Source organism: Pandoraea norimbergensis (assembly GCF_001465545.3).
In the GTDB taxonomy this organism is placed as follows: Bacteria; Pseudomonadota; Gammaproteobacteria; order Burkholderiales; family Burkholderiaceae; genus Pandoraea; species Pandoraea norimbergensis.
The window spans coordinates 2,535,244-2,548,057 of record NZ_CP013480.3 but is presented as its reverse complement, the minus strand read 5'-3'; the positions used below and the strand labels follow the sequence as shown (position 1 = coordinate 2,548,057).

General features: G+C 62.7%; 12 protein-coding genes. 6 read left to right on the top strand and 6 right to left on the bottom strand.

The window, feature by feature from the left end:
• Positions 1–92 precede the first annotated feature (92 nt).
• The 4 genes from AT302_RS11210 (at position 93) to AT302_RS11195 (ending at position 6,250) form a co-directional block, all read left to right on the top strand.
• Positions 93–1,385: an MFS transporter gene (locus AT302_RS11210; RefSeq protein ID WP_058378512.1), complete on the top strand. Its 1,293-nt coding sequence runs from the start codon at positions 93–95 to the stop codon at positions 1,383–1,385.
• A 76-nt stretch (positions 1,386–1,461) separates the two neighbouring features.
• Positions 1,462–2,922, top strand: coding sequence for an amidase (locus tag AT302_RS11205; RefSeq protein WP_237172123.1), 1,461 nt, complete (start codon positions 1,462–1,464; stop codon positions 2,920–2,922).
• A 226-nt stretch (positions 2,923–3,148) separates the two neighbouring features.
• Positions 3,149–4,813: an ABC-F family ATP-binding cassette domain-containing protein gene (locus AT302_RS11200; RefSeq protein WP_058378510.1), complete on the top strand. Its 1,665-nt coding sequence runs from the start codon at positions 3,149–3,151 to the stop codon at positions 4,811–4,813.
• A gap of 96 nt (positions 4,814–4,909) precedes the next feature.
• Positions 4,910–6,250, top strand: a complete 1,341-nt coding sequence (locus AT302_RS11195; protein WP_058378509.1) for a DEAD/DEAH box helicase — start codon at positions 4,910–4,912, stop codon at positions 6,248–6,250.
• Positions 6,251–6,276: 26 nt separating this feature from the next.
• Here the strand turns inward: AT302_RS11195 and AT302_RS11190 are convergent, their stop codons facing one another.
• Genes AT302_RS11190 through AT302_RS11175 form a run of 4 tightly spaced genes read right to left on the bottom strand, consistent with a single transcriptional unit; the run spans position 6,277 to position 8,904 of the window.
• Positions 6,277–7,599 (bottom strand): ATP-binding protein, encoded by a 1,323-nt coding sequence (locus AT302_RS11190; protein WP_058378508.1) that lies wholly within the window; start codon positions 7,597–7,599, stop codon positions 6,277–6,279.
• A complete protein-coding gene (locus AT302_RS11185; protein WP_058378507.1) occupies positions 7,596–8,336 on the bottom strand; it encodes a response regulator in 741 nt (246 codons plus the stop codon). Before AT302_RS11185 ends, AT302_RS11190 begins: the two co-directional genes overlap by 4 nt.
• 8 nt (positions 8,337–8,344) lie before the next feature.
• Entirely contained in the window at positions 8,345–8,536 is a 192-nt protein-coding gene (locus AT302_RS11180; protein ID WP_058378506.1) for a hypothetical protein, read from the bottom strand.
• The gene (locus AT302_RS11175) at positions 8,533–8,904 is read right to left on the bottom strand and encodes a GFA family protein (protein WP_058378505.1); all 372 of its coding nucleotides are present in this window, start codon (positions 8,902–8,904) and stop codon (positions 8,533–8,535) included. Before AT302_RS11175 ends, AT302_RS11180 begins: the two co-directional genes overlap by 4 nt.
• A gap of 259 nt (positions 8,905–9,163) precedes the next feature.
• Here AT302_RS11175 and AT302_RS11170 point away from each other — a divergent pair, with 259 nt between their 5' ends.
• On the top strand, positions 9,164–9,691 hold the full coding sequence (locus AT302_RS11170) for a thioredoxin family protein (RefSeq protein WP_058378504.1): 528 nt from the start codon (positions 9,164–9,166) through the stop codon (positions 9,689–9,691).
• 25 nt (positions 9,692–9,716) lie between these two features.
• Here AT302_RS11170 and AT302_RS11165 read toward each other — a convergent pair whose 3' ends face one another.
• Entirely contained in the window at positions 9,717–10,172 is a 456-nt protein-coding gene (locus AT302_RS11165; protein ID WP_058378503.1) for an Rrf2 family transcriptional regulator, read from the bottom strand.
• Between the two features lie 7 nt (positions 10,173–10,179).
• Complete coding sequence (locus AT302_RS11160) at positions 10,180–10,899, bottom strand: class I SAM-dependent methyltransferase (protein WP_058380262.1); 720 nt, start codon at positions 10,897–10,899, stop codon at positions 10,180–10,182.
• 405 nt (positions 10,900–11,304) lie between these two features.
• On the opposite strand from AT302_RS11160, the gene AT302_RS11155 reads away from it, so the two are divergent.
• Positions 11,305–12,768 (top strand): hypothetical protein, encoded by a 1,464-nt coding sequence (locus tag AT302_RS11155; RefSeq protein WP_157125766.1) that lies wholly within the window; start codon positions 11,305–11,307, stop codon positions 12,766–12,768.
• Positions 12,769–12,814: the final 46 nt, after the last annotated feature.

The following is a 12,814-nucleotide window of genomic DNA, read 5'->3' as shown; positions in this document are numbered from 1 at the left end:
GATGTAGCATTCATACTAAATGTCGATATTAAACGTAATTTGGCATTTCAAAGACAAAATTCAACAACCGAACAGAGACAAGGGCTCCTTCCATGACCCAAGCAACCTCGATGGCTCCCCCGGTGCGGGCCGAGGCATCCAACGCACGCAAGATTGCCGCGGGCAGCATCGGCAACGCCGTGGAATGGTTCGACTGGACCATCTATGCGTCTTTCGCAGTGTTCTTTTCGGGGCAATTCTTCCCGAAGACCGATGAGACGGCCTCGCTGCTGGCAACCTTCGCTATTTTTGCCGTTGGCTTCTTCATGCGCCCCGTCGGCGGCTGGGCACTCGGCATCTTCTCGGATCGCTACGGTCGTAAGGCTGCGCTCGCGGCCACCATTCTAATGATGGCCGGCGGTTCGCTGATCATCGGCATCACACCCACTTACGAAACCATCGGCCTCGCCGCACCCGTGTTGCTGGTGATCGCGCGACTGATCCAAGGTCTGTCGCTGGGTGGTGAGTATGCATCGGCTTCGACGTTCCTCGCCGAGATGGCACCCAACAATCGCCGCGGGTTCTTCTCCAGCTTCGCGTTCTTCAGCTCGGCAGCCGGCATCCTTATCGCCTCGGCCATCGGCTGGACGCTCACCACCTATCTCTCGGCCGACCAGATGAAGGAGTTTGGCTGGCGTATCCCGTTCCTGCTGGGCGCGCTGGGTGGCTTGGCCGGCATGTGGCTGCGTACCTCCATCCCTGAGACGGAAGCCTCCGCCGAGCAACTCAAGCAGCAACCCGTGAAGCAACCGCTGCGCACGCTGCTGCGCGAGTACCCGCGCGAGACGCTGCGCATCATCGGCTTCTCCGTGCTGACGACGTTCGCGTTCTACCTGTTTGTCGCCTATGTGCCGACGTATGCGATCCGCGCGTTGCACGCCGACTCCCGGGTCGCCTTCGGTGCCAACACCATCGCGATGATCGTGTTCATGCTGCTGCACCCGCTGCTCGGCATGCTCTCCGACCGCATTGGCCGCAAGCCGCAGTTGATTGTGTTCGCTGCTGGCTACCTGCTGTTCTTCTACCCGGTCATCACCAGCATGCAGCCGACCTTCGCCTCGATCTTGGCGGTGGAGTTGTTCGGTCTGGTGTTGTACGCACTGTATACGTCGATCGCGCCCGCCATCATGTCGGAACAATTTCCGACCCGCGTGCGCGCCGTCGGTATTGGCGCCCCGTACAACTTCATGGTGGCGCTGCTTGGCGGAACAACGCCTTACCTGCTGACGTGGCTGCAAAGCATTGGCCAAGAGCGCTGGTTCTTCTACTACGTGCTGGCAGGCGCCGTCATCACGCTGCTCACGTTCATCCGCATGCCGGAAACCAACGGCCGGCCGCTGAAGTAACGCGACCATCGCGAATATCGCGACGCCAGCCTTCCGCCCGTCGCCCCACTAAACCGGGGCGGCGGGTTCCGATTTCATGCCAATTGTTATGCGCGAACTCTCCGCTCCTATTCATTTCCAAAGCGCCCTGTCGATCGCCAGTCAGATCGCCAGCGGACAAGTCACTTCGCGTGAAGTTACACAACACTTCCTTGATCGCATCGCTCGCGCCGACAGACTCAACGCCTTCACGGAGGTCTTCGCCGAACAGGCACTGGCCCAAGCCGATGCCGCCGACGCAGCGCTGCGCCCCGGTGGTTCAGGTCCGAGCAGCCCGCTGCACGGCGTACCGGTGGCGATCAAAGACAGCATCGAAGTCGCCGGTAGCACGGCCTCGGCCGGCTCGCTCAGCCGACTGAACATTACCAGCGACATCACGGCCACCGCCGTGCAGCGCATGTGCGCTGCGGGCATGGTCGTCCTTGGCAAAACCCACATGACCGAATTCGCTTTTGGTCTTGCCGGGCAGAATCCCACGCGTGGCACACCATGGAACCCGTGGGATGCCGCACAGCATCGGGCGCCGGGCGGCTCTTCGTCGGGCTGCGGCACCGCTGTCGCGGCGGGCCTCGCCCCCATTGCCGTCGGCGGCGACACCGGCGGCTCGGTACGCGCACCCGCCACGCTCAATCATCTGGTTGGCTTCAAACCGTCCAGCGGCGTGATTAGCGGCGCGGGCGTCGTGCCGCTCGCGCCAACACTGGATGTGCTCGGGCCGATCGCACATAGCGTCGCCGATGCACACGCACTCACCGCTATCCTTGCAGGTCCAGACGGTGCCGATGCACTGTCGCAGCAGATTCCCTCAGCCATCAGCGAAGGCCTGCGCGACGCGCTGCCCATCGTCACGCCGCAAACACTTCCTGTGCTGTATGTACTAGACCAACGCGCCTTCCCGGCAACATTGTCGGGGGGTGCGCAGCGTGTCTGGGACGATGCGCTCGCCCGCTTGACCGCGGCAGGATGGACGCTGCAATTCTGGACGCCACCGGCCGAACTGGACATCGGCGATCTCTCCGAAGCGAACTCGGTGATCCTCGGCTACGAAGGTTATCAACTGCACGGCCATCTGGCGGAAGACGCCACGCAGCCACTGTGGGACGTAGTACGCCAGCGTATTCTTGCGGGCGGCAAGATTCCCCACGCCGAGTACGAACAGGCCATTGCCCGCCGCGCGCGGGTAGCGGCTGCATTCATCGAGGCCATCGGCCCCGAAGGGGTACTGCTGCTTCCGGCCACCGGTCACGGTGCCCTGCCACTCGACCCGGCCGACAGCGCTCACGTCAGCATCGGTCGCTTCTGCCGGGCGGGCAATTTCCTTGGCACGCCCGCCATTGCGCTCCCTGCGGGCTTTGACGACAGCCACATGCCCGTCGGCGTGCAACTGATGGCGCCGCCACTGGCTGACCGTCAGTTGTTGGCTGTCGCCGCCGCGTTGGCACCCGCATTGCAGGCCCCGGGGCCGGTCAATCCCGACCTGGGGCACTGGGGACTGTAAAGAGAAGCACTGATTCGATCCAAAACCGGTCGAAACCAGCGCATCGAGGATCCGGACGACGACAACCGGCGTCAACAGACGGAACACTCGGTGCGCTAGTCTCCACGGGGCTCTCCAGTCGATCGACACCGAAAAATCCCCCCGGCTCGTCACTCGCACGGCCACAAAAGCAGCGCCCTGCACGTCCAGTCGGCTATCATGCCTATCCTCTTCGAAGTAGCCCCCTATGATTTCCGTCCGTAATGTCACGCTGCGCCGCGGCGTCAACGTCGTGCTCGACCGCGCGTCCGTCACCTTCACCCCCGGGGAAAAGATTGGCCTTGTCGGGCGCAACGGCGCCGGCAAATCGTCCTTTTTCGGCCTGCTCAACGGCACGCTGCACGAGGACGGTGGCGAATTCTCGATTCCCGCCGCATGGAAAATGGGGCAGGTCGCGCAGGACATGCCCGAGACCGAGCAGAGCGCGACGGACTTCGTCATCGAGGGAGACACCGTACTGCTGGCCGCGCAAACCGAAGTCGCCGAGGCGGAAGCCAGCGACGACGGCATGCGCATGGCGCACGCCTACATGGCACTGCACGACGCCGGGGCACACGATGCGCCCGCCCGTGCGCAAGCGCTGATCCTCGGCCTTGGCTTCAGCGATGCGCAGCTTAGCCAGCCGGTCAACAGCTTCTCCGGCGGCTGGCGCATGCGTCTGCAACTGGCGCGCGCGCTCATGTGCCCATCCGACTTGCTGCTGCTCGACGAACCGACCAACCACTTGGACCTCGACGCGCTGGTCTGGCTGGAAGCGTGGCTCAAGCGCTATCAAGGGACGTTGGTCGTGATCAGCCACGATCGCGAATTCCTTGACGCAGTGACACAAGTGACGGTGCACGTCGATAACGCCAAGCTCGTGCGTTACGGCGGCAACTACAGCAAGTTCGAAGACATGCGCGCCGAGCAACTGGTGTTGCAACAAGCTGCCATGGCCAAGCAGGTCGAGAAGATCGCCCACCTGCAAAAGTTTATCGACCGCTTCAAGGCGCAGGCCTCGAAGGCCAAGCAAGCGCAGAGCCGGGTCAAGGCGCTCGAACGCATGGAGAAGATCGCGCCGGTGCTTGCCGACGCCGAGTTCACCTTCGAGTTCAAGGAGCCGCTCAACGTCCCGAACCCGCTGCTGTCGATGATGGACGCGAGCTTCGGTTACCCGGCACCGTCCGACGCACCGGCAAACACACCGCCGACAGTCATCGTCAAAGGCATCAACCGGTCCGTGCTGGCTGGGCAGCGCATCGGCATTCTGGGTGCCAACGGCCAAGGCAAGTCCACTCTGGTGAAAACGGTGGCGCACCAGTTGGCCCCGATTGCCGGTGAAATCAGCGAAGGCAAGGGCCTGAACATCGGTTACTTCGCCCAGCAGGAACTCGACGTGCTGCGCCCGCTGGACACGCCGATGGAACACATGATCCGCCTCGCCCGGGATACGCCAGCGCACATGCGCGCCCCCGGCCAGAGTGGCACCGAGCAATCGCTTCGCACCTTCCTCGGCACGTTCAACTTCAGTGGCGATATGGTCCATCAGGCCGTCGGCACGATGAGTGGTGGCGAAAAGGCACGCCTCGTGTTGTGCATGATCGTGTGGCAGCGCCCCAACCTGCTGCTGCTCGATGAGCCGACCAACCACCTCGACTTGGCCACACGCGAAGCGCTGGGCATGGCCCTCAACGAATTCGAAGGCACGGTGCTGCTGGTCAGCCACGACCGGTCGCTGCTGCGTGCAGTGTGCGATGAGTTCTGGCTCGTCACCAAGGGCGGCGTCGAACCCTTCGACGGCGATCTGGACGACTACCAGCAGTTCCTGCGCGACGAAGCCCGCCGCATGCGCGAAGAGGCAGCACTCGCCTGAGTTATCACGCTTCAGGCAGCTTCTGGGTGGAAGCTGCCTGAACGCTCGCCCCCACGACTAACCGCTAGAATTACGGTTTTAGCCGGAAATACGTCCATGTCTTTTGCCTCACTTGGCCTGATCGATCCGTTGCTGCGCAATTTGCAGGAACGCAACTACCAGACACCTACGCCGGTGCAGGCCAAGGCGATTCCGGCTGTGCTCGGTGGCAACGACGTCATGGCTGCGGCACAGACGGGCACGGGCAAAACAGCAGGTTTCGCGCTGCCGCTGCTGCAACGGCTGGTACAACACGGCCCGGCCGTCGCCAGTAACCGCGCGCGTGTTCTCGTGCTGGTGCCCACGCGCGAACTCGCTGAACAAGTGCTGCAAAGTTTTGTTGAGTACGGCAAGGGCCTCGATCTGCGCTTTCTGGCGGCCTATGGCGGCGTGAGTATCAACCCGCAGATGATGAAGCTGCGCAAAGGCGTGGACGTACTCGTTGCCACGCCCGGCCGTCTGCTGGATCTGAACCGCCAAAACGCGGTGCAGTTCGATCAGGTGCAAACGCTGGTGCTGGACGAAGCCGACCGCATGCTGGATCTCGGCTTCGAGCGCGAACTCAACGCTGTCTTCGCTGGCCTTCCTGCCAAGCACCAGACCCTCCTGTTCTCCGCCACGTTCAGCGACGAAATTCGCACCATGGCGGCCGGCATTCTGCGCGATCCGGTCAACATCAGCGTCAGTCCGCCCAATGCAACGGCCAGCAAGATCAAGCAATGGGTCGTGCCGGTCGACAAGAAGAACAAGCCGGACCTCTTCATGCATCTGGTGGCCGAAAACAACTGGCAGCACGCACTCGTATTCGTCAAAACCCGTAACGGCGTGGATTATCTGGCGGCCATTCTGGATGAGGCGGGCTATTCAGTGGACACCATCCACGGCGACAAGCCGCAGCCCGCGCGGATGCGGGCGCTGGAGCGCTTCAAGACGGGTGAAGTGTCGATGCTGGTCGCCACCGATGTGGCCGCGCGCGGTCTGGATATTGATGACCTGCCGCTGGTGATCAACGTGGATCTGCCTATCGTCGCGCAGGATTATGTGCACCGTATCGGCCGTACCGGCCGCGCAGGCGCCAGCGGCGTGGCGGTGTCCCTCGTATGTGCCGATGAAGCCCCGCAACTCGCCGCGATCGAAGCACTGATCCGGCAGACATTGCCCCGCGAAGAAGAGCCGGGCTTCGAAGCCGAACACCGCGTGCCGCAAACCAGCGCGACAGGCGAAATCATCAAGAAACCCAAGAAGCCGAAGAAGCCCAAGGTGCTGCAACCATTGCCGAGCGCAAAACCGGTGCAGAGCAAGAAGCCGCGACCACAACTTGGTCAGGGTCAACGCAAGCCGGGCGCAGGTTCACGCAAACCGGCTGGCAAACCCGCAGGCGGGCGCGGCAAACGCTAACGCCCCGAACAGCCCTAATACCCCGACTAACGCAACGAAAGCCGCGCCTCCAGCCCCCCGCCTTCGCGATTGCGCAACGTGAGCGTTGCATCCATCGCCTGCGCCAACTGCCGGGCGATGGCCAGTCCCAGCCCAGTGCCACCGGTACTGCGATTGCGCGACGTCTCGATTCGCACGAACGGGGCAAACACGGCTTCGAGCATCTCGTCCGGAATACCCGGACCCTTATCGCGAATCACAATATCGACACCCTGCGCATGCGTCGAGACGTCCATCTGCGCATCACCGCCGTACTTCAGCGCGTTATCGACCAGATTGCCGACGATACGGCGCAACGCTTGCGGCCGCGTCACCATCGGCCGGCCGATCTGGCCAGTGAGCGTGACAGGTTCGCCCGCGTCGACATAGTCGTACACGAGACTTTCCAGCAGCGCATCGAGGTCGACCTTGCACGGTGCTTCCGAAGCACCATGCAACGTGCGCGCGTACGTCACGCCTTCCTTGACCAGCGTTTCCATCTCGCGCAGATCTTGCTGCAATCGCACGGCTGACGTCTGATCGTCCATCGTATCCACACGCAAGCGCATGCGAGTGATCGGTGTCTGCAAATCGTGCGAGATCGCCGCGAGAATCTGCATGCGCTCGGTCATGTAACTGCCGATGCGGTCCTGCATCGCATTGAACGCTCGCGCCGCACGTGCGACCTCAGACGGGCCCTCCTCGCTCAATCGGTCCGCCCGCAAATCGGGCCCCAACGTATCCGCCGCTTTTGCCAGCGCATTCAACGGCCGTGTCGCTACGCGCACCGCCATCCAGCAACACGCGGCAATCATCAACAGTTGCAGCACCAGCACCGCAGGCAACCAGCCGGAAAGCGGCATCGTTGGCATCGGCAGCACGTCGATGGTCAGCGGCGAGCCATCCGTCAGACGCAAATGCACCTGCAGCCGGTCAGGATCGCCCGGCACGCTGTTGACCGTCAGTGGATACGAAACACCAATCGCGTCGTCGATGACTCGTGCGACCTGCGCAGCCAGTTCGCTATCCGGGTGACCACCCGGGACGCCCTGCCCCAACTCGAACTGATAACTACGCCGAGCCAGTCGCGGCAACCACTGAGCACGTTCTGCCGCTGGCAAATGATCGAGCAGCGCCACCGAGCTGGCCACTTCGCTCTCGATGTAGATACTCATCATGTTGTTCGTCACGCGATTGCGCTCGGTCATCGTCAGCCAGAACGAAAGCACCTGCGCCAACGCCAGCCCGACAAAGAGAATTAGCGCAAGGCGCGCGAACAGCGAGCGCGGCCAATGCCAGAAGGTCTGGCGAATCGAAGTCGTTTGGGTCATTCCGGTGCGGAGACTACAGTGACGTTCGCGCAGAACACATACCCTTCGTTGCGAAGCGTCTTGATATAGCGAGGCTCGCGAGCGCCGTCACGCAAGCGCTGCCGCAAACGGCTGATCAGCAGATCGATCGAGCGGTCGAAGGCATCGGCTTGCCGCCCTTGCGTGAGGTTCAGCAACTGATCGCGCGTCAGCACACGTTGCGGGTGATCGAGCAACACGCGCAGCAGCCGATATTCCGCGCCGCTGAGCGCCACTTGCGTGCCGTCGGTATCGAGCAGATGGCGTGCCGTGGTGTCGAGTTGCCATTCGCCGAAGCCCAACACTTCAGCCGTTTCGGTGATCTGCATGCCCGGCGGCAGCATGCGCGTGCGGCGCAGCACCGACTTGATGCGGGCGAGCAGTTCGCGCACGGCAAACGGCTTGGCCAGATAGTCGTCGGCGCCCATCTCGAGCCCGACAATGCGGTCGGTCTCCTCGCTGCGCGCCGTGAGCATCAACACCGGCACGGCGCGGAACTTGCCCGCACGCAGTTCCCGGCACAGCACGAGGCCATCTTCGCCGGGCAGCATGAGGTCCAGCACGATGAGGTCGGGTGCGCCATCGGCCAGCACCGTGCGCATCTCGCGTCCATTGGCGGCCACGCTCACACGCATGCCGTTCTTCTCGAGATAGTCGGCGAGCAGCTCTCGAATGCCGCGATCGTCGTCGACGATCAACACATGATCGATCTTGTTCATGCGGGCGATTATAGCGACGAGTTTTCGGCCGGGTGACCGTCGGCATCGCCGGTCGAATCCAGCGGCAGGCGGCGACGGCTGCGCTCTGGCACCGGCTGCATGCCACGGCTCGCTGGTGCCAAGTCGCATTGCAGCGGATGCGCAAGTTCCGCGCAAACGCCGCCCGCCAGAAACGCGAATAGACTCAGCAGGCGTCTCATGCGTCCTCCACTACCGAAAGCGATTGGCCATCGGCAACGGACGCATCGAGTGCGTACGGATCGATCCCCTCCAAGCATCCAATGTTCACCCGCCACATGCCGGGCATTGTGCGCGACGCATGGAAAGTGTAGATGCCGCAGTGTTTGCAGAAATAGTGACGGGCCACGCGGGTATTGAACTGATAACAGGTCAAGTCATCCGCGCCGCTGAGAATGCGCAGGCTCGCCTCGGGAAAGGCCGGCGACATCAGCGCGCCCTTGCGGCGGCAAAGGCTGCAATTGCAGCGGGCGGCCGGTTCGACCGGCGTCTGGACTTCAAAACGGACGGCCCCGCAGTGGCAGGACCCTTGCAGCGGTTGGGACGACATCTCTTGCCTCCTTACGTTGAATAGGGAAGGTGCGCTCGCAGCGCACTCGATGTCTGCTTTATAGCCCAATCGGAAAACCGGTTTGTATCACTGTGTATCTGGCCGGTACCCCGATACATGACATTGCAGGAACGTGGTCTCACGCACACATGCCGGATACGCCCGGGCGGTGAAATGGCGTCACTGATTCTTCTGAATCGATGCTCTGCCATCCACGGTGGCAGTCACCTCATCCCGACTTACCCCGGAGGCTCACGCCATGCTACCCCTGCTCAGAAGTGCCTTTGTCGCCCTCGCCCTCACCGGCCTCGCTGCCTGCACGCCCTCGGTTGCGGGCCCCGCACGCAACACCGTCGCGCCGGAGTTCACCGGTATCGACACATGGCTCAACAGCCCGCCGCTCACGATGTCGCAACTGCGCGGCAAGGTCGTGCTCGTCGATTTCTGGACGTACTCGTGCATCAACTGCATCCACACGCTGCCGCACGTGCAGCAGTGGTATCAGAAGTACAAGGATCAGGGGCTGGTCGTCGTCGGCGTGCACACGCCGGAGTACGCGTTCGAGCGCGACACCGGCAACGTGCGTGATGCCATTCGCCGCTTCGGTCTCACGTACCCGGTGGCGCAAGACAATCGCTACGCCACGTGGAAAGCCTACGACAACCTGTACTGGCCGGGCTTCTACCTCATCGACAAGACGGGGAAGATCGTCTACACGCACTTCGGCGAAGGCGATTACGACAAGACCGAGGCGGCCATCAAGGCGCAACTCAGCGCAGCGCAGTAAGCCGCGCCGGTAGTCGGGTTGCCAATTAGGCGGCTGGTCCCTCGGCCGTCCAGCCGCCGTCACGGCACATGGCGTCGAAGTTCTGCGCCAGATCCGCCAGCGAGATCGCGCCGAGACGCGCAATCAGGATGGCCTCCGCGTCGCGCAACGCCCCGTCGAGTGCCGCATTCACGGCGCGCTCGACGGCGCATTCGGGGTTGTCGCTCTCGACGCCGATGGCAAAGAGGTGCGGGCCGCCCACGGCGCGATGAATGTCGAGCAGCGTGATGTCGCGCAAGTCGCAGGCAATCGACCATCCGCCGCCGTGCCCTTTGCCCGAGCGCACATAACCGGCGTCGCGAAGGCCCGCCATTGTCCGCCTGACCACCACCGGGTTCGTACGCAACATCTGAGCGAGTTGCTCGGACGTGAATGGCGCATCGTGCCGCGCCATATGCAGCAGCACGTGCAACATGCGGGAGAGTCGGCTATCGCTTCTCATCGTGCCATCACGCCTCAAGTGCCTGACGGGCATACCAGCCGTGAATCAGGCCGCTCTGGAAACACCGCACCGGGGCGTCGAAACCGCCCGAGGCAATGATTTCGCTCACCACGTCGGGCGGCACCACCGCCACTTGGCGACCGTACATCTCGCGCGAGCGCTCACGCATCTCCGGCGCCACCGACAACATGTTGAACCACACATCCAGCAGGCTTCGCCCGGGGTCTGTCGTCATGTCGCAAGCGAGATCGGCACTGGCCAGATAGCCTCCCGGGCGCAGCCTCTCGGCAATGCCACGGAAGAACCCCTGCCGCGCCCTGGGGTCGGTCACGAACTGCGACACAAGTAGCGATGTAGCCGCGTCAAACGGCTCACTAGGCGGCAGGGTGTCCAGATAGCCACGGTGAAAGACACACCGATCCGCAATGCCCGCCGCCTCGGCCTTCTGGCGAAACACATCGAACATCGGCCCAGATGGCTCGACCGCCGTGAAGCGCCAGCCGGGATTGCGCTCGGCCAGATGAAGAATCTCGGCGCCAGTCCCCGTGCCCACGCTCAGCACATGCGCATCGGCAGGCAACCCGGCAAACACGTAGCCGATGACCAGTTGCATGGCCTCGCGCAACGGCAACATGGCGCGCCACGTGTTGTCGTAGTTCGCCGCGTGCTGGTCGAACATCGCGATGGTCGCCTCCTGATTGGCCTTGTGATCCACGTCTTGCAGCATTGTCCGGTCCATTTCGCCCTCGCTGTACGGTTTACGTAACTTCGAATGTTGCATAATGCCACGCATCGATTATCCATAGCAAGCGCGCCGTCCATCAAACTTCATGCAAAGCATTCACGCGCAAGTGAATCGATTTCATCAGGCGAACCCTAAATAACGACTGCGAGATGTCGATAAACCGTGTGGGCGCTCCGTTTCCTTACCGGAGCTTACGAAAACCGCACCATCACGGTGAGGCGCGCTGAGACGAGGCGCTTCCGACGATCCCCCCAGATGACGTCACTGACTTCCCTTTCGGGGCTGAATGCCGCGAATGCACTGAACACCCTGAATACTGGCGCAGTCGCTTCCCGCGCGAACACGACCGCCGTCACGGCGGGCCCTCAGGATGCCAACGCGTCTTCCGTGTCCGAATCGACTCGCGTCACGATTTCCCCTCCCCCGGCGGCAGCCAACTGGCCGACCTACAGCCAACCCGTCGCCAACGGCGCAACGCTGCTCTGGCAGCAGGTGCCCTCCGATTCGCTCTCGCTGCTGATGTCGGGCAACGTCACGACGTCGGCGTTGGGCAACCGCCTCGAAAAGTTGGGTTCGGGAATGTTGAATGCCATTGCGAAGGGCACCACGTCCTACACGCAGACGGTGATCCGTTCGACCTCGGCCGTACCGCCGAGCGACACCGATCTCGCCGTGCAGCAAGCGCAATTGCAGGCCAACGCCGACAATCGGTTCGGGCTGACCATCATGACCGCGAGCGGCGCCAAGGTCACTGTGAATCTGGGCAGCAACGACGACGGGTTGTCGGCAACGTTCTCGGTCGCCAACGGCACGCTGACCGACGCGGAGCGCGATGCCATCGGCAAACTCGCCGACGCGTTCCAGAGCGCTGTGACCGGTCTGGCCAAGCAGCCGCCTACAGTGGATTTCAGCGGACTGACCGGTTTCGACACCTCGGTACTGACGTCAGTCGATCTCAATGCGACGCTGGACGCCAACCGTAAGCCGCAAACGTTCGCGTTTCATGCCGACGCGACGCAGCGCTCGCTCAGCGCAAGCGGCGCAGTGGGCACGTTCGATGTGAAGGTCGATCTGACGAATCTTCAGGTGATCGGCAGCAAGCAGGCACAGGCCGAAGCGATCGACGCGTGGCTGACCCGCTTCGACACGGCACAGACACGCGGTAACGGCGACGCGGCCACGATGGCCATGTTCAAGTCGGCCTTCTCGGCGATGAACAGCAACTACCCGCCTGCCCCGCCCCTGCCGCGCATTCCCCTGAGCGGCACCGACCGCGCCACATTAAGCGGCTTGGCCGACTTCACAGCGTCGATCTCGCAAACGCAGCATTCACCCAACCCGCTGCACCGTAACGAGGTTGACGGCTTCGATTACAAGATATCGCAGCAGACGGCGATCGGCGGGAAGGACATGCTCAACCGCACGATCAAGCAGCAAACACAGGCGGATTTGAGTGCGAGCTTCCATCGCTCGTTGTGGGTGGGCGTGCCGCTGAATCTGACGACGGACCCAAAGACGCAGAATTACGAATACGTGACGGTGAAGGATTCGGCGCAAAGCGTCACCGACATCGGCTATCGCGACGGCTTGCTCGATCACGCGACGGCCAGCCGCTCGGCCAGCCAGTCAAAGAACGTCAAACGCTATGAACTGGCCAAGCTGGTCAGCGACGTGACCACGCCCGCATCGGCATCGCACATCAGCAACCTGACGGCGTTGCTGCAATCGGCCATGCAGCGCGAGGCAGGCAAGTCGGCCAATGACGTGGCCAACGTCGAGAATGACAACGCCTCGCGTCGGGCAGCTCAGGCACTCATCGCGCTGGAAATCGACCCGGCGAAGATCTCGTAAGACCTGCCGGGTCTGTCTGATGCAGCAGCAAAAACCGGGGACCAGG